Origin of the sequence: Maricaulis sp., from assembly GCF_030149235.1 — a bacterium.
In the GTDB taxonomy this organism is placed as follows: Bacteria; Pseudomonadota; Alphaproteobacteria; order Caulobacterales; family Maricaulaceae; genus Maricaulis.
Window position 1 is genome coordinate 41,578 of sequence record NZ_JASBRW010000059.1, and the last position, 15,541, is coordinate 57,118.

A 15,541-nucleotide genomic window follows, 5' to 3' on the forward strand; every position below is an offset into this window, starting at 1 on the left:
TGATATTCACGGCCAGCCTGCTTCTCCGCGCACATGATTTCCAATGTGACACGGAGAATGACATGAAACATCTGCATCCCACCGCCATTGCCGGAAGTGTCGCGGCCGCGCTGCTGATCAGCCCGGCCGCACAGGCCAATGACAGCGGACCGCCGGCTGCCCAAGCCTCCGGAGACAGCGCCGCAGCCTCGACAGAAGTCGCAGCCACTATCGCCTCGGGCACCCTCGTTCTGGCGCCGAGCGCCGCCGTCCTGATTGCAGGCACGGGTGCGACCCTGGCCACCGGAGACCCGTTCTTCATCGAGGAGAGCGCGGAGCTGGCCGAAGACATGATGGAGCTGACCTTTGGCAGCGAACCGCTCAAGCTCACCGAGGAGACGATCATCGCACCACCGCCCGATGTCCCTTTCGAAGTCCGAGCCGATGAGAACCGCTAGTCTCGCCGCCCTCTGCCTGTTGGTGCTGGGTGCGGAGGATGCGCAGGCGGGGTCCGAGGCCCGCCCTGTCACGCACTTCGCCATCGAGGACTCGGCGGATTTCGCCAAGCAGATTGAACGCGAACTGGCTGCGCGCGGTGCAAGGATCGGCATGGTTTTCCGCTCAGGCCGAGCCCGCGAAGACCTGCCCGACGGCATTCGCTATACCCATGGCGCTTTCTGGATTTATTCCGAAGTCGTCAGTGAAACTGGCGAAACACTTTTCGGCTATTCGGTGCATAATCTCTATCACGGCGAGGAGGACCAGCGTCGGTCCTATCTGGCCAAGGACTGGCCCTTGAACTTCACCCAGGGTGATGTCGTCGGCGAGGTTGGGATCATCATCCCCTCGCCGGAAATGCAGCGCCGCCTGCTTGGCCTGTTCGCCCGGGGTGAGATCAGCGCCTTGCATCAGCCGGACTATTCGCTGATCTCCAATCCGCTCGATAGCCGCTTCCAGAACTGCAATGAATTCATGCTGGATATCGTTGCTGCGGCAGCCTGGGAGACGACCGACCGGACCTTATTGAAGACCAATCTGGCCGCCTGGCTCGATGCATCGCCGGTACAGACAAGCCTGGTCGAGCGGATCTTCGGCCCCTCCGTCGATGAGCGTATCCGTCTCGATGATCATCGCGGCACGATCCGGACCACCACCTTTGCCTCGATGGGCCAGTTCATGACCCGCTTCAACCTGGCCAGTGACGTGTATGAGCTGGACGCTGAATTCCTCGCGGACAGGGACAGCTAGAGCGCTAAACGACGCGCACTCCCGGCGTGCCGGCGGTGACCTCCCCAATCACCGCCGCATCGCTGTGTCCTTCACTGGCAAAGACCGCCAGAACCTCATCGACACTATCCGGTGCGCAGCTGACCAGAAGCCCCCCTGACGTCTGCGGATCGCACCACAGGATCTCGTCTTTTACGGACCAGTCCGACGGGGTTTCGACCTTGCCCTGCAACGAGGCCCAATTGCGGCCCGAGGCCCCGGTTTTCATGCCATCCTCGGCCAGCGTGCGCGCCTCGTCAAATACCGGCACCCGATCGCGCTCGACGGTCCCGGTGGCGCCCGCGCCTTCGCACATTTCACTGAGATGACCCAGCAGACCGAACCCGGTCACGTCCGTGATCGCGTGCACGCTATCAAGCCGCGCGAGCGCCGCGCCCGGCGTGTTCAGGCGCGTGGTCGAGGCGACCATCTGGGCATAGGCCGTTTCGCTAAGCTCGCCCCGCTTCAACGCGGCACTGAACACGCCGATACCAAGCGGTTTTCCGAGTATGAGCTTGTCGCCGGGCCGGGCACCGGCATTGGTCTTCAAACGGTCCGGATGAACCAGACCCAGCGCGACCAGGCCGTAGATCGGCTCCGCGGCATCAATGGAATGTCCACCGGCAACCGGCGCGCCAGCGGCTTCGGCAACGGCCCGCCCGCCCGCGAGGATCGCGCGCACAGTCTCGCGCGGCAGCTTGCTGACCGGCATGCCCACGAGGGCGAGGCAGAAAATCGGTGTGGCGCCCATGGCATAGACGTCCGAGAGCGCATTGGTCGCGGCAATACGTCCGAACACCTCCGGATCATCGACAATGGGCGTGAAGAAATCGGTGGTCGCAACAAGGGCCGTGTCGTCATTGATATGCCAGACCGCGGCGTCGTCACGGGTTGCGGCGTCGACAATGAGATTGCTGGGCATGGGGAGCGCTGGTGCGCCACTGAGAATATCGCTCAGCACCGCCGGATCGAGCTTGCAGCCACAACCGCCGCCATGGGCCAGGGCGCTGAGCCGGACCGGTGCAGTGTCATCCATCATCCCAAAATCTCCGCTGATGTCCTATCTCTCAGATAAGACAGGATCTGCCGATGAACAGCATCGCCACCACAGATGACCTATCCGCGGCCGGATTGGAACGCTTCGATTGCATTATCGATGTGCGATCGCCTGCCGAATTTGCAGAAGACCATCTGCCCGGCGCGATCAATCTGCCGGTCCTCAGCGATGAGGAACGGGCCCGGATCGGCACCCATTACAAACAGGTTTCGCCTTTCGAGGCCCGACGCATGGGCGCGGCACTGACAGCGCGCAATATTGCGCACCATGTCGAGACGGCCCTTTCCGACCGGCCCAAGGATTTCAAACCGCTGATCTATTGCTGGCGCGGTGGAATGCGTTCGAACTCCATGGCCATGGTGCTCGGCGCCGTCGGCTGGCGGGCGACGCTGATCAAGGGCGGGTACCGGACCTGGCGCGAGCAGGTCTCGGCCGGGCTTGAGGCCGAGACGCCCTGGCCGGTCGTCCTGATCGACGGTCAGACCGGCACGGCCAAGACCAAACTTCTGCACATTCTCGCCAGCCGCGGCGAGCAGGTAATCGATCTGGAAGGCCTGGCCCGGCATCGCGGCTCGGTCTTCGGCGGTTTCGCCAGGGCCGAGCAACCGAGCCAGAAAGCCTTCGACACCCGGCTCTGGACGCAGATGCGGGAGCTGGATCTTCAGCGACCTATCTATGTCGAGGCCGAGAGCCGCCTGGTCGGCCGAAGGCGCGTGCCACAAGGCCTCTGGGACGCGATGCAGGCTGCACCGCGACTGGTAATCGACGCCCCGGTCCAGGCCCGGGCACGATACCTGCTGACGGCCTATCCGGACCTGGCCGACAACTCGGCCCAGCTTCGTGAAGCCATTGAAGGCCTTAAACGCTTTCACGGCGGCGAAACGATCAACCGGTGGCTCGAACTCGGCGATGCCGATGACTTCGAATCGCTGGCGGCCGAGCTGGTTGAGGCGCACTACGACCCGGCCTATGACCGGGCCCGGCAACGACACCAGCGGGGTGGGGCGGAAACCATCCTGAAGACAGACGCGCTGGACGATCAGTCCTTGGACGACCTTGCTGACCGGATTACCGCTGCAGCTCCGTCTCGCCACGCTCAACCAGCACGCGGATAATCTCCGTGACCAGCTGGATTTCCTTGACGATGTACATCACCCGGCCCTGATCGGCCAAGGGTTTGAACATGGATCCGGCCTCGAACAGATCGCCGGTCTCGACCGCGATCAACAGCTCGCCCTGCCCGGAATTCTCGTCGAAAGCGGCGCGTATTCTCTTGCCCTTGAGGGCGGTCTCCAGCGCCAGGAGTTTTTCCATGAAGTCCGGCGTCACCATGTAACGCGCCAGCACCTGGTCAGAGCCATAGACCTCGAAGGCGCGCTCGAAGCGCTGATCGACGAGGCCGATGCGCTCCAGTTTCTGCGAGCCGAAGGACCGGCCGAGCGCGGTGAGCCCATTGAACCAGCCCTGGTCGCGGGTGATCACCGTGACGCCCTCAACGCGGCGCGGAAAGGTGACGCGGATCAGCGCGCCATGGAAGACGGTGACGTAATAACTGCGCTTGCCGCTTTGGCGGCGCTGTTCCAGATGCGCCTCATAAAGCTCGAAATCGCAGCCCCGCACCGTACCGGAGAACGAGTCCTCGAACGTGCGCCGCGTATGCCCCGGTAGCATGCCCAGATCGCGAAACACGTCGAAGCGCGGCGTCTCATAGACTTTCGCCGAGTAAGACATGCCGCAGACCTCGGCGATCTGGGTATTGAGCTCTGCCTTGACCCGCTTGCGCACATTTTCAAGGCTGGTCAGGCCGATGATGAAAACAATGGCGCAGGGCGCCAGGGCCATCAGGACGAGCCCCCCCAGATCATCATTGAGCACTTCCAGCGCGATCAGGGCGGCGATAAACATCGCCACGCCCAGCAGGCTGTAGGTCCAGAAGTTCCGCAAGGCCTTCTTGCGATCCCCCTCGACCGATTGCAGCCAGGGCTTGAGCTTGTCTTCCCAAAGGGTGTCAAAGCGATCCCCGGCCATGACCTAGGCCTGCTCCAACCGGGACAGGGCCTCCGCCATCTTGGCTTTCTGGGCGGTGTAATCGCCCAGCTTTTCACGCTGTTCAGCGACCACGGCTTCCGGCGCATTGGCAACGAATTTCTCGTTGCCGAGCTTTTTCTCCAGGCGCGTGATCTCGCCATCGATCTTTTTCAGCTCCTTGGCGATGCGTTCGCGCTCGGCACGAAAATCGATGACGCCTTCCAGCGGCAGGGCGAAGGTGGTCTCGCCGATCACGGTCTGGGCCGAGGCCGGCGGGACGCTGTCGCCGAGGGTGATCTCGGCCAGGCGCGCCATGCGCTGGATCAGCGGACGATTGCGCTCGATACAGCCGGCGATCTCGTCGAACGCGCCAACAGCGACCGCATTGAGCTGGGCACCGGCCGGCACATTCATCTCGGCGCGGACGCGGCGGATATCGGTGATGACGGAAATCAGCCAGTCCATCTCGGACTGGGCCTCGGCATCGTCGAGACCCTCAAGGCGCGGCCAGTCTGCGACGATGAGATGCGTGTCACGCTTGCCGGTCTGCTCCCACAGCGCCTCGGTCACAAACGGCATGAAGGGGTGCAGGATTTTCAGCGCGATATCGAGCACATAAGCCGTGGTGGCCCGGCACTCGGCCTTGGCGGCCTCGTCATCGCCCTGCAGCAGCGGCTTGGCGAATTCCAGGTGCCAGTCGCAGAAGATATTCCAGGTGAAGCGATAGGCTGCCGCAGCCGCCTCGTTGAAGCGGTATTCGGCGAGGCCCTTCTCGACGGCGGCGACCGTCGCCTGGGCTTCCGACAGGATCCACTTATTGACCGTCTGGCTGACGGTCTTGGGATCAAAGCCGTCTGGCACCGCGCACTCATTCATCTCGCAGAAACGCGCCGCATTCCACAGCTTGGTGCCGAAATTGCGATAACCTTCAACCCGCTGCTTGGACATGCGGATATCGCGCCCCTGCCCGGCCTGGGAGGCGAGCGTAAAGCGCACGGCATCGGCCCCGAACTCGTCGACGAGTTCGAGCGGATCGATGACATTGCCCTTCGACTTGGACATCTTCTGGCCCTTCTCGTCACGGACGAGGGCGTGGATGTAGACGTCCTTGAAGGGGATTTGCGGCTTGCCGTTCTCATCCTTCATGAAGTGCAGGCCCTGCATCATCATGCGGGCGACCCAGAAGAAGATGATGTCGAAGGCGGTGATCAGAACCGCGTTCGGATAGAAGCGCTGAAGCTCTTTGGTGTTCTCCGGCCAGCCCAGGGTCGAGAACGGCCACAGGGCGGAAGAGAACCAGGTGTCGAGGACATCGGGGTCTCGATAGAGGCCGATCGCTCGCGGAGCCAACCCTCGGCTCTTTTCGGCCTCATCCGGCCCACCAAGCTCGAGAACCTCTTCCGGTTCCAGCCCGAAGCCCTTGTGATATTCGCGCGCCTGCCTAGCAGCATCCTCGAATGTCTCCGCCACATAAACCTGCGGCTTCAGGAAATCTGTCTCGACATGGCGCTGCCCATCACGTTCTTCAACATGATAGCTCGGCCCATACCACGCCGGAATCTGGTGGCCCCACCAGAGCTGGCGCGAGACGCACCAGGGCTGGATATTACGCATCCATTCGAAATAGGTCTTTTCCCAGTTTTTCGGATGGAAGGTGGTGCGCCCGTCCTCAACCGCGGCGATGGCCTCCTTGGCCAGCTCGCCGGCATTGGCAAACCACTGGTCCGTCAGCATCGGCTCGATGACGACATGGGAGCGGTCACCGAAGGGCTGCTGGATTTTCTTGTTCTCGACGTAAGGAACCGGCTGCGGCGGCTCTTTATCACCCTCCTTGGCGTCCGGCGTCACCATGACGGCGAGGCCTTCAGCGGAGATATCGGCGATGATCTTCTCGCGCGCCTCGAAGCGATCGAGCCCGCGATAATCTTCCGGCACCAGATTGATGGCGTCGACCTCGGCCTCGGAGGGCAGGTCCGCGCCCTTGGCCAGCGCCATGGCCTGCTGGGCACATTCCGCGTAAGGCGCGCCATCGGCGCGCATGGCGGCCTGGGTGTCCATCAGACGGTAGAGCGGGATATTGTTGCGCTTGGCGACTTCGTAATCATTGAAGTCATGCGCCCCGGTAATCTTCACCGCACCCGATCCGAATTCCGGGTCCGGGTATTCATCGGTGATGATCGGGATCAGGCGGCGATGCTCTTTCGGGCCGACCGGTATTTCGCACAGCTCGCCAACGATCGGCGCATAGCGCTCATCATCGGGGTGCACGGCCACAGCGCCGTCGCCGAGCATGGTTTCCGGGCGCGTGGTGGCGATGGAGATGTAGTCGCGCTCTTCCTCCAGCACGACATTCCCGTCCGCATCCTTCTCGACATAGGTATAGGTCTTGCCGCCGGCGAGCGGGTATTTGAAGTGCCACATATGGCCGTCGACTTCGATATTCTCGACCTCGAGGTCGGAAATCGCCGTCTCGAACTTGGGATCCCAGTTCACCAGCCGCTTGCCGCGATACATCAGGCCCTGATTGTAGAGCTCGACGAAGACCTTCATCACGGCGGCCTGCATCTGGTCGTTCTCGGCGTCTTTCTCACCCATGGTGAAACGCTCGCGCGACCAGTCACAGGAGGCACCGAGGCGGCGCAGCTGGGTCATGATCTGACCGCCGCTTTCCTCTTTCCACTCCCAGACGCGCTCGAGGAATTTCTCCCGGCCCATATCCCGGCGGGACGGCTCCTGCCGCTCGGCCAGCTGCCGCTCGACAACCATCTGCGTGGCAATGCCCGCATGGTCAGTACCGGGCTGCCAGAGCACGCTGTCGCCGAGCATGCGCTTATAGCGGGTCAGCACATCCTGCAGCGTATTATTGAGCGCGTGGCCGATATGCAGGCGGCCGGTCACATTGGGCGGCGGGATGACAATGCAGAACGGATCGGCATTGGGATCGTCCTTCGGCTTGAAGGCTCCGGATTCTTCCCAGTCCGCATAGATGCGGGCTTCGGCTTCGGCAGGATTAAAGGTCTTGTCCATCATGATACGCGCATAAGTAAAGGGCACCGACGTTTCCGTCGATGCCCTTAAATGATTTGAGTCTTCGACGAAAGGATTAGCGGCGGCGACGGGATACCCGGTCGATCTCGGCCTGTACCTTTTCATCGACGATGGACGGCAGGTTGGCGTCGAGCCATTCCTTCAGCATCGGACGCAGCATGGCGCGCACAACACCCTCGAGCGTGCGGCCTTCCTCTTCGGAAATCCGGATCGTGTCAGCGAGGGTATGGAAGGAGCCCATCGCAGCCGTCGCGGCCGTGTCGGACATAATGCCGTCCGCGGCTTCCGTTTCGATTGCGTCGAAATCGACCATCGGCTCGGCTTCGGCAACGGCCTCTTCCTCGCGGTCGACGATCATCAGATCATCATCAACCGCCAGCGGGTCGGTGCCCGTGTCCGGCTCGTCGACCATGTCGGTCAGCTCAAGCACATCGTCCGCCGCCGGTTCTTCCTCGGCGACCGGAGCCGCGTCAAACATCGAATCGATGTCGTCCTGGCTATTGGTGTCGTCCTCGGCCGGAGCCTCGGCAGCAGCTTCCGCCTCCTCCGCAGGGGCTTCGTCCTCGTCCTCATTGATGATCCGGCGGATCGAGGACAGGATTTCTTCCATTGACGGTTCGTTTTCGGCGGCTTCAGCCATGACAGCAGATCCTTTGGCGGTTTCTTCTCGCTACACGCGAATAAACCGGGGTGAACAGGGCATGTCCACCCCTCAGATTCGCCAATATGGTTAATTCCAGGGCGTTAAGTCAAAGTTATTGAAGAGCCCACGGGAGTTATCCCCAGCTGCAGGATCATAGCTGTCGACATTCAGTCCGAGCGCTTCAGCGGACAGGAGCCCCATGGCCTGGAGCAAGCGGAAACCCGCGACATAGCTGTCGCGTTCCGCAGTCACCAGGGTCAGGCGGGCATCGAGCAATTCCTGTTCGGCATTGAGCACATCCAGCGTTGTCCGCAAGCCCACAAAGGCTTCCTGCTGCACCCCGTCGAGGGCGATCTCGTTGGCGCGGACCGCCTGCGAGGAGGATTCAATCACAGCCAGGGAGGCGACATAACCGCTCCAGGCATTGGTCACGCCTTCGGTGACCTGGCGGCGGGCTTCATTGACTTGGAAGCGCGCCTGGTCCTCCTGCGCCACGGCGGCGCGGACACGCGAGCGGTTCAGGCCACCGGTGAAGATCGGCATCGAAACCCGCGCCGTCACCGAGGTCGTGTCGCGGCTATCGCCGGAAAACTGCGAATCACGTGCGGCAGAAGCCGACGCGGACAGGGAGACTTCAGGAAGCATGGCGCCACGCGCGACACGGATGCCGTAGCGTGCGGCTTCCTCGCCATATTGTGCGGCCAGGAGCTGCGGGCTGTTGGCATAGGCAAGCTCAGCGGCGGAGGCGAGGCTTTGCGGCAGATCCGGCAGCGCCGGCGGCTCCTGCAGTGTTGCGGCCGGCTGACCGGTGACACGCTCATAGGCCGCTCGGCTGGCGGCCAGCTGGGACTGGGCCGCGGACAGCTGGGCCTGGGCGCCCGACAGGCGCGCCTCGGCCTGGGCGACGTCGGTGCGGGTAATCTCACCCACTTCAAAACGGTCGCGGGCGGCCTGCAGCTGCTGGTTCAGGACTTCCACATTATTGCGGCGGATCGAGACCACTTCGCTGTCGCGACGCACATCCATGAAGGCGGTCACGGCGTCAACGAGCACGCTCTGCTCGACAATGCGCAGGGTTTCGCGGCCGGCCATGACCTGGGCCGTGGCCTGGTCGATGGCGCCGGAGGTCCGTCCACCGCGGAACAGCGCCTGGTTGGCGGAGATAGAATAATTCTTCGGGGTCGAGTCAGTTTCACTGTTGGAGGAGACCGGCGTCCCGTTGATAACGAAGGTGCTTTCGCTCTCCGTGCTGTTGCGAGAGATCGACGCATCGGCCGAGATGGACGGCAAGCGTGCCGAACGGGCCTGGACCCGTCCCTCGTCCGTCACCCGCAGTCTGGCGCGCTCGGCCTGCAGGGTCGGGTTCGAGTTATAGGCTTGCGCCAGCGCTTCGCTCAGCGTTTGCGCATTGGCATCGACACCCACTGCGAACAGCGAAACACCCCCGGCCAGGGCGATCGCCCATTTCGACATACGCAGCATGATCATTCCTCGCACTGAGTGGAGCGCTGGGCCCCTGTCCACAAATTACTGTCTAGCACAAATACCGCCGCACCCCATCCAAAAGCCGGCTGGCGTGGATATAGGCATGGCGACATTAAAAGTGAACACTGTTCACTCCGATTTTTTCGTAATGAGCCTTACGTGGGCTTGGAACGGTTTTCCATAGGCAAAACCGTCGCAGCCTGAAAAGGCGGGCTACAGCGAGAAGCTTTGTTCGCGCTCGAAGCCCGGCAAGGGGGAGACTGCGGCGTCGAACACGACGCGCTCGCCGATTCCCGCAGCAGAGCGGGAAAAAATCGTTGCCTTGCCTACCGGGCCCTTGCGAACGACCACAGCGAGGCGGCCGCCTTCAGCAAGCTGGTCGAGCCAGGTCTGCGGAACTTCCTCGACCGCACCATTGACGAAAACAACGTCGTACGGGCCCTGATCCGGCATGCCGTTCTTTGGGTCGGCATCGATCACAACCGCGTTATCGGCTTCGCATTGGCTGAGAATGTCACTGGCTCGGGACAGGCCGTCCTCATCATTCTCGACACCGACGACGGTTTCGGCCATGCGTGCCAGGATGGCGGTGGAGTAGCCCCGGCCGCAGGCGATATCGAGCACCAACTCGTCAGCCTTTACATCGGCAGCATGGATCAGCTTGGCCAGATCGCGCGGACGCATCATGCGGCGCTGGTCACTGGTTGCCACCTCGGCATCGGCATAGGCAGAAGCATGCTTGGAGCGCGGCGTGAACAAGTCGCGCGGCACGCTTTCAAAAGCAGCGAGCAAACGGCGATCGGTCACGTCGGACGGACGGATCTGGCTGTCGACCATGGCTTGGCGGGCTTCTGCGAAATCGCTCACGGGAATCTCCTTGCCGCACGGCGGGATGAATGAGCAGCCATATATCCTGTGCCGCCTCGCTGCGGCAAGCACCTCACTGCGCCCGCGACACATTGCTGGGAATTATCAAAAACTGCAGGTCTATCTGCCGGGCCCGATTGCCCATCGCGCGAGCGGTGGCTATAGAACCCGTCTTGCATTTTTCGGCACCGTGGCGGAGTGGCTACGCAGCGGATTGCAAATCCGTGTACCCCGGTTCGATTCCGGGCGGTGCCTCCACCTCCTTGATCTCATGCTTGTTCGCGTTGCGAACCGCTCCGATGGGGCGGGCTAGAGCCCGGCGCGCAGTCGCGCTTGCGGCGCAGACTGCGCCGTGGCGCTAAAACGGGATACGCTCCCCCTTGTAATCGAACAGCTGTCCGCTATCGGCGGAACTCAGGCCGTCAATGACATTCAGCAAATCTTCGGCGGCTTCCTCCGGCGGGCGCACATTCAGGCCCGACTTTGCGAATGGTTCGGACAGACCGCTCTCCACCGTGCCCGGATGCAGGGCAACACAGATCGCTTCAGGCGCCTTGCGGGCGAGCTCAATCGCGTTCGACCGCACAAACTGGTTCAGCGCCGCCTTGGAAGCGCGATAGCTGTGCCAGCCGCCCAGGCGGTTATCCTCGATCGATCCGACGCGCGCCGAAAGAGTGGCGAACACGCTGCGGCCCTTGCGCGGCAGGAGCGGCAGGAAGTGTTTCATCAGCAGCGCCGGGCCGATCGCATTGACGGCATAGCTCCAGGCCATGTGCTCCGGGTCGAGCGAGCGCCAGGAGCGTTCCGGTATGAAGCCCTCGCCATGCAGGACGCCGGTCGCATCGAACACGAGCGAAATCGGGCTCTCCGCCTCGGCGCAGCGCCGGGCCGCCGCCTCGATCGAGCCCTCATCGGTCAGGTCGCACCCGTTGGCGCGAGACAGCTCCACCACCTCGATGCCCCCACGCGCCGACAGCGCCGACGCAATCGCCGCACCGATCCCGCCCGTAGCTCCGACCACAATCGCACGACTGTTGTTCATTTCTTGCCCGTCCATGTCTCGCAGGTCCGTTTGTTCACGCCAGACGTAATCCAACCAGCGTCTGGAAAAAGGCACACGGCATGACCGATCTCATTCTTGTTCTCGGCGATCAGCTTTCCCCCGACCTCGCCAGCCTGGCAGCCAGCTCACCACAGCGCGCCGAGATCGTCATGGCGGAGGTCGCAGCCGAGGCCCGCTATGTCCGCCATCACAAGAAGAAAATCGCCTTCACCTTCGCGGCCATGCGCCATTTCGCCGAGGAGCTGCGCGCTTCCGGCTGGACGGTTCACAATACCCGCTATGACCCGACATCCCCCTGCCCGGATCTGGCCTCCGCGGTTTCGGAGCGGCTGGAGCAAACGCGCTATGACCGGCTGATCGTGACCGAGCCGGGCGAGTGGCGGTTGAAACAGGAGATGGACACCTGGCAGGCGCGCTTCGGTGTGGACGTGTTGATCTGCGAGGACACTCGCTTCCTCGCCTCACATGGTGAGTTCGAGCGCTGGGCGGACGGCCGCAAACAGCTCCGCATGGAGTATTTCTATCGCGAGATGCGGCGGCGAACCGGGCTCCTGATGGAGGGCGACAAGCCCGCTGGCGGCAAGTGGAATTACGACGCCGAGAATCGCAAACCCGCTGTCGGCGACCTCTTCATGCCACAAGCCCCGCGCTATCGGCCTGATGCCCTCACCCGCGAAGTGCTTGATCTCGTCGGCACCCATTTCGCCGATCATATCGGCCAGCTCGAGCCGTTTGTGCTGGCGGTCACCCGGAAGGACGCAGAGGCCGCGCGCGATCATTTCATCGCCCGAGCCCTGCCGGCCTTCGGTGATTACCAGGACGCGATGCTGTCAGGCGAGGACTTCCTCTATCACTCCCTGCTGTCGACCTATCTCAATGCCGGCCTGCTGGATCCACTCGATCTGTGCAAGCGGGCCGAGGCAGAATATCGGGCCGGGCGGGCACCGCTGAACGCGGTCGAGGGCTATATCCGCCAGATCATCGGCTGGCGCGAATATGTGCGCGGCATCTATTGGCGCGAGGGCCCGGACTATGTCCGCCGCAATGCGCTCGGTGCCGATCGGCCCCTGCCGGAGTTTTACTGGACCGGCGATACGGACATGGCCTGCATGTCGGCCGCCATCGGCCAGACGCTTGAGCACGGCTATGCCCACCACATCCAGCGTTTGATGGTCACCGGCACTTTCGCCCTGCTCGCCGGTGTCGATCCGTTCGAACTGCACGAGTGGTATCTGGCGGTCTACACCGACGCCTATGAATGGGTCGAAGCGCCCAATGTGATCGGCATGTCGCAATTTGCCGATGGCGGCCTGCTCGGATCGAAACCCTACGCGGCCAGCGGTGCCTATATTGACCGCATGTCGGATTATTGCGGCTCTTGCGGTTACAAGGTGAAGGACAAGACCGGCCCGCAATCCTGCCCGTTCAATTCGCTCTACTGGGATTTTCTTGATCGCAATCAGGGAGCCTTGCGCGGCAACCCCCGGCTGGGCCCGGTCTATCGCAACTGGGACCGGATGAGCGAAGACAAGCAGGACGCCTATCGGGCCCGCGCCCGCGACGTGCTGGCCAAGCTCTAGCGGCTGCGGCGGCAGCGCTCGGAGCAGTATTTCACCTCGTCCCAGACCTTCTCCCACTTCTTGCGCCACTCGAACGGCAGGCCGCAGGTGGCACAGGTTTTGGTCGGCTTGGGTTTGCGTGAAGCGTGGCGGGCCATGGCTTAAAGATCCAGCTGGAGCTGATTGTCGGGTTTGGCTTGCGGCGGCGGATTGGAGCGCCGGCGCATGGGCGCCCGGCTGCCATGGCGGGCGAGCACCCGGCGCGAGGCATCCTTGAAGCCGGGCTGTTTGCGCGCCGCGAAGACCCGTTCGCGCGCCTCCCGCGCGGCTTGCATCACATCCACGACCGGTCGGGGGTAGCGCCCCTCCAGCGCGGCCTCAAAGCCCGGCCACCGCCAGACTTCATGAATGAAGTCCGCCGGGACCGGTTCCAGCTCGGGCAGCCAGCGCCGGATGAAGCGGACATCGGGGTCCTGATCCAGCCCCTGTTTCACCGGGTTGTAGATGCGGATCGAATTTACTCCCGTCGTGCCTGACTGCATTTGCACCTGGGACCAGTGAATGCCCGGCTCGTAATCCGTGAACAATCGCGCCAGACGCTCACCGGTCGCCTGCCAGGGCTGCCAGAGATGATAGCTGGCAAAGGAGACCAGCATGGCGCGCATGCGGAAATTCATCCACCCGGTCTGGTTCAGGCACCGCATGCAGGCATCGATGAAAGGCACGCCGGTCTCGCCTCTCTCCCAGGCGTCAAGGCGCTCCGGGTCGGCGCTGCGCGGCCGCAACCCCTCGAGGCCGGGGTGCATGTCCCGCCATTCAATTTCCGGCTCATCCTCAAGTTTTTGCATGAAATGATCGCGCCAATGCAGGCGCGACATGAAGGAGCGCATCGCCCCCGACCAGCCGCCGCGCTGTCCCGCTGTCTCGATTTCCGCCTGCCGTGCCCAGCCGGCCTGGGCTACCTCGCGCATTGAAAGCGAGCCCAGCGCCAGGTAGGGCGAGATGCGCGAGCAGTGCCGGGCGGCCGCATCTGGCGCAGACATCGCCTTTCGGTAAGGCGCCCCGCGCTCGGTCAGGAAACTGTTGAGAGCGTTGAGTCCCGCCGCGCGGCCGCCGGTCTGGCGTTGCGGACAAGCATCGGCTTTAAGCCCAAGCTGTTCTGCATCCGGGATTGGATCGGCCGGCCAATCAACGCCGCAAAACGCCGGTGCGCCGGACACCGGCCCGGCGCGGTCCTTGTCCCAGCGCGCGGCCCAGCCATTGCGCGACTTCATGCGGCGGATGACACCGCCCGGCGGCACTTCCAGCCACTCCACCCCTGCTTCACGCGCCAGCGCGCCAACCGCAATATCGCGCTGGTAAGTCCACTGATTGCCGGTCTCCTCATGCGAGAGCAGCCGGCAGTCCGGATAAGCCGCAAACAGGGCCGACAATACGTCCCTCGCCTCGCCGGTCTTGACCACGAGCGGCGCACCGAGCGCACACAGCTGCTGGCTCAACTCGTCCAGCGTCTCCAGGAGGAAGTCATAATGGCGGCCGGATGTATCCGGCAGTGCCCAATAGTCCGGCTCGATGATGTAAACCGGAAGCACCGGGCCTGCCTCGGCCGCGAGGCGCAGAGGCGCGTGATCCTCGACACGAAGGTCCCGTTTGAACCAGACGATTTGGGTTTGAGCCGCCATGACGGCTCAGATAGGCGGGTCAGTGGGAAGGACTAGTTTTCGATCACAGCGCCGTCAGGCGTGACACCGGCCCTTTCCAGTTCACCGCCCAGCTTACCGGCGAGAAAGAATGCAAATATGCGGTAGTCCGCGATCAGCGACCATAGCGGATAGGTAAAGGTGGCCGGCTTGTTGCGCTCGACGAAGGCGTGACTGACCCAGGCAAAGAAGTAACCGGAAACCGGCACCGCCAGCAGAGCCCACCAGGTCTGGGTCGCCAGGGCCCAGAGCACGACGCCGATGGCCAGGGTCGAACCGACATAGTGCCAGGACCGGGTCGCCGGGCGCGCATGCTCGCGCAGATAGAAGGGCCAAAATTCGGCAAAACTGGTGTGTTCGCGCATCTCTCACCTCCCCAGTGATTCGCTGGCGAATCAGTAACACAGCCCGTTTCGAAGCACGAAACGGCTTTCCTCAGGGCCAATAACGGATTTACCAGATTCCTCGCATTAATTTGACTCTATTAGGGATTCGGCAAGGACGCTAAACGAAATACCCAATTCGACAGGACGCATTAACCCCTCTTTAAGGGTTCCAGCCGAAGTCTGTACACGTCTTCCCGTGAAGACACCCCACCATCCACCCAATGCCTTTTCGGGAGCCTCCGTGGCTCCCGATTTTTTTTTGCGCATTTCGCGGATGAGTTTTTGCAGCGAGGATGTGCATCTGACGCACATCGGTGCTTGCGCCTTTGCCGAGGGCTCTGATATACGCCCCATCTCGCTTGAGAAACGGTATTCCCCTGTAGCTCAGTTGGTAGAGCAGGTGACTGTTAATCACCGGGTCGGCGGTTCGAGCCCGTCCGGGGGAGCCATTCTCGCGAGA

The 15,541-nt window shown here is 62.7% G+C and carries 14 protein-coding genes and 2 tRNA genes; 6 read left to right on the forward strand and 10 right to left on the reverse strand.

Annotated features, from left to right (window positions below):
• Nucleotides 1-62 precede the first annotated feature (62 nt).
• Nucleotides 63-437, forward strand: a complete 375-nt coding sequence (locus Q1V51_RS08910) for a hypothetical protein (RefSeq protein ID WP_300555500.1) — start codon at nt 63-65, stop codon at nt 435-437.
• On the forward strand, nt 424-1,227 hold the full coding sequence (locus tag Q1V51_RS08915) for a DUF2145 domain-containing protein (RefSeq protein WP_300555502.1): 804 nt from the start codon (nt 424-426) through the stop codon (nt 1,225-1,227). Before Q1V51_RS08910 ends, Q1V51_RS08915 begins: the two co-directional genes overlap by 14 nt.
• 4 nt (nt 1,228-1,231) lie before the next feature.
• On the opposite strand, the gene selD is transcribed toward Q1V51_RS08915, so the two are convergent.
• A complete protein-coding gene (selD, locus tag Q1V51_RS08920; RefSeq protein ID WP_300555504.1) occupies nt 1,232-2,284 on the reverse strand; it encodes a selenide, water dikinase SelD in 1,053 nt (350 codons plus the stop codon).
• A gap of 50 nt (nt 2,285-2,334) precedes the next feature.
• Here selD and mnmH point away from each other — a divergent pair, with 50 nt between their 5' ends.
• Complete coding sequence (mnmH, locus tag Q1V51_RS08925) at nt 2,335-3,417, forward strand: tRNA 2-selenouridine(34) synthase MnmH (protein WP_300555506.1); 1,083 nt, start codon at nt 2,335-2,337, stop codon at nt 3,415-3,417.
• Here mnmH and Q1V51_RS08930 read toward each other — a convergent pair.
• The 5 genes from Q1V51_RS08930 to Q1V51_RS08950 all read right to left on the reverse strand — a co-directional run bounded on the left by Q1V51_RS08930 (nt 3,371) and on the right by Q1V51_RS08950 (nt 10,373).
• Nucleotides 3,371-4,330: a DUF3137 domain-containing protein gene (locus tag Q1V51_RS08930; protein WP_300555508.1), complete on the reverse strand. Its 960-nt coding sequence runs from the start codon at nt 4,328-4,330 to the stop codon at nt 3,371-3,373. The two genes, mnmH and Q1V51_RS08930, sit on opposite strands and share 47 nt — an antisense overlap.
• A gap of 3 nt (nt 4,331-4,333) precedes the next feature.
• Entirely contained in the window at nt 4,334-7,360 is a 3,027-nt protein-coding gene (locus Q1V51_RS08935; protein WP_366522729.1) for a valine--tRNA ligase, read from the reverse strand.
• Nucleotides 7,361-7,433: 73 nt separating this feature from the next.
• Nucleotides 7,434-8,018 carry a DUF2497 domain-containing protein gene (locus Q1V51_RS08940; RefSeq protein WP_300555512.1) on the reverse strand — a complete coding sequence of 195 codons (585 nt, stop codon included), beginning with the start codon at nt 8,016-8,018 and terminating at the stop codon, nt 7,434-7,436.
• 90 nt (nt 8,019-8,108) lie between these two features.
• Nucleotides 8,109-9,503, reverse strand: coding sequence for a TolC family outer membrane protein (locus Q1V51_RS08945; RefSeq protein ID WP_300555514.1), 1,395 nt, complete (start codon nt 9,501-9,503; stop codon nt 8,109-8,111).
• Nucleotides 9,504-9,719: 216 nt separating this feature from the next.
• On the reverse strand, nt 9,720-10,373 hold the full coding sequence (locus Q1V51_RS08950) for a protein-L-isoaspartate O-methyltransferase (protein WP_300555516.1): 654 nt from the start codon (nt 10,371-10,373) through the stop codon (nt 9,720-9,722).
• A 184-nt stretch (nt 10,374-10,557) separates the two neighbouring features.
• On the opposite strand from Q1V51_RS08950, the gene Q1V51_RS08955 reads away from it, so the two are divergent.
• Nucleotides 10,558-10,631: transfer RNA gene (locus Q1V51_RS08955), tRNA-Cys, on the forward strand.
• 100 nt (nt 10,632-10,731) lie between these two features.
• Here the strand turns inward: Q1V51_RS08955 and Q1V51_RS08960 are convergent.
• Nucleotides 10,732-11,415, reverse strand: a complete 684-nt coding sequence (locus Q1V51_RS08960) for an SDR family NAD(P)-dependent oxidoreductase (RefSeq protein ID WP_300555518.1) — start codon at nt 11,413-11,415, stop codon at nt 10,732-10,734.
• 80 nt (nt 11,416-11,495) lie between these two features.
• Here Q1V51_RS08960 and Q1V51_RS08965 point away from each other — a divergent pair, with 80 nt between their 5' ends.
• Complete coding sequence (locus Q1V51_RS08965) at nt 11,496-13,016, forward strand: cryptochrome/photolyase family protein (RefSeq protein WP_300555520.1); 1,521 nt, start codon at nt 11,496-11,498, stop codon at nt 13,014-13,016.
• Here Q1V51_RS08965 and Q1V51_RS08970 read toward each other — a convergent pair.
• From Q1V51_RS08970 to Q1V51_RS08980, 3 genes are read right to left on the reverse strand one after another with little or no spacing between them, the layout of a single operon-like run.
• Nucleotides 13,013-13,153, reverse strand: coding sequence for a DUF2256 domain-containing protein (locus tag Q1V51_RS08970; protein WP_300555522.1), 141 nt, complete (start codon nt 13,151-13,153; stop codon nt 13,013-13,015). The two genes, Q1V51_RS08965 and Q1V51_RS08970, sit on opposite strands and share 4 nt — an antisense overlap.
• A gap of 3 nt (nt 13,154-13,156) precedes the next feature.
• Nucleotides 13,157-14,677: an FAD-binding domain-containing protein gene (locus Q1V51_RS08975; RefSeq protein WP_300555524.1), complete on the reverse strand. Its 1,521-nt coding sequence runs from the start codon at nt 14,675-14,677 to the stop codon at nt 13,157-13,159.
• A 32-nt stretch (nt 14,678-14,709) separates the two neighbouring features.
• Nucleotides 14,710-15,060: a DUF962 domain-containing protein gene (locus Q1V51_RS08980; RefSeq protein ID WP_300555526.1), complete on the reverse strand. Its 351-nt coding sequence runs from the start codon at nt 15,058-15,060 to the stop codon at nt 14,710-14,712.
• A gap of 394 nt (nt 15,061-15,454) precedes the next feature.
• Between Q1V51_RS08980 and Q1V51_RS08985 the strand changes: the two genes are divergently transcribed.
• Nucleotides 15,455-15,530, forward strand: a tRNA-Asn gene (locus tag Q1V51_RS08985).
• Nucleotides 15,531-15,541 lie beyond the last annotated feature (11 nt).

Bases quoted from the DNA above. Each gene is read 5' to 3' on its own strand.
- Q1V51_RS08935 (WP_366522729.1), bottom strand. From the start codon at position 7,360: ATGATGGACAAGACCTTTAATCCTGCCGAAGCCGAAGCCCGCATCTAT.
- selD (WP_300555504.1), bottom strand. From the start codon at position 2,284: ATGATGGATGACACTGCACCGGTCCGGCTCAGCGCCCTGGCCCATGGC.
- Q1V51_RS08940 (WP_300555512.1), bottom strand. From the start codon at position 8,018: ATGGCTGAAGCCGCCGAAAACGAACCGTCAATGGAAGAAATCCTGTCC.
- mnmH (WP_300555506.1), top strand. From the start codon at position 2,335: ATGAACAGCATCGCCACCACAGATGACCTATCCGCGGCCGGATTGGAA.
- Q1V51_RS08930 (WP_300555508.1), bottom strand. From the start codon at position 4,330: ATGGCCGGGGATCGCTTTGACACCCTTTGGGAAGACAAGCTCAAGCCC.
- Q1V51_RS08945 (WP_300555514.1), bottom strand. From the start codon at position 9,503: ATGCTGCGTATGTCGAAATGGGCGATCGCCCTGGCCGGGGGTGTTTCG.
- Q1V51_RS08980 (WP_300555526.1), bottom strand. From the start codon at position 15,060: ATGCGCGAACACACCAGTTTTGCCGAATTTTGGCCCTTCTATCTGCGC.
- Q1V51_RS08970 (WP_300555522.1), bottom strand. From the start codon at position 13,153: ATGGCCCGCCACGCTTCACGCAAACCCAAGCCGACCAAAACCTGTGCC.
- Q1V51_RS08965 (WP_300555520.1), top strand. From the start codon at position 11,496: ATGACCGATCTCATTCTTGTTCTCGGCGATCAGCTTTCCCCCGACCTC.
- Q1V51_RS08915 (WP_300555502.1), top strand. From the start codon at position 424: ATGAGAACCGCTAGTCTCGCCGCCCTCTGCCTGTTGGTGCTGGGTGCG.
- Q1V51_RS08910 (WP_300555500.1), top strand. From the start codon at position 63: ATGAAACATCTGCATCCCACCGCCATTGCCGGAAGTGTCGCGGCCGCG.
- Q1V51_RS08960 (WP_300555518.1), bottom strand. From the start codon at position 11,415: ATGAACAACAGTCGTGCGATTGTGGTCGGAGCTACGGGCGGGATCGGT.
- Q1V51_RS08975 (WP_300555524.1), bottom strand. From the start codon at position 14,677: ATGGCGGCTCAAACCCAAATCGTCTGGTTCAAACGGGACCTTCGTGTC.